The 455-nt window shown below is 56.0% G+C and carries 1 protein-coding gene; it reads right to left on the reverse strand.

Features of this window, described 5'->3' with window-relative positions:
• Nucleotides 1–224 precede the first annotated feature (224 nt).
• On the reverse strand, nucleotides 225–455 hold a 231-nt coding region (locus tag KZZ04_RS18420), incomplete at its 5' end, for a helix-turn-helix domain-containing protein (RefSeq protein ID WP_219423670.1).

Raw genomic sequence — 455 nt, forward strand, 5'->3', positions numbered from 1 at the left:
ATAAAGAGGCGGCTAGAGTACAGAATTAGGCTGACAAACGCACTGTTGCGGGGCGAACTGTCCGATAAGCGACATCACAATGTCGCGTTTTCATACTTAATTTTGACAATACAGCCCCATGTGGGAGCTGGCTTACCTGCGATGCGAGCGACTCGGCCCGTCAGGTAACCCGCGTCGATGCTTTCGCAGGCAAGCCAGCTCCCACAGTTTGATCCTCATTGTCTTCAAAGGCTGCGCAGGCGCTTGCGCTGTAAGGTCTGGCTGGGCGACTCGTCAAACAGCTTGCGGTATTCCGCCGAGAACCGGCCCAAGTGCGTAAACCCCCACCCCAGGGCGATTTCGGAAATGGTACGCGTAGAGCCGTGTTCGAGGATGTCCTGGCGCACCGCGCCCAACCGGTGTTTCTTCAAGTACGCCATGGGCGACAAGGCAAAGTATTTGCGAAACGCATCGAA

Origin of the sequence: Pseudoalteromonas sp. CR1 (assembly GCF_019392235.1) — a bacterium.
GTDB lineage: Bacteria > Pseudomonadota > Gammaproteobacteria > Enterobacterales > Alteromonadaceae > Pseudoalteromonas.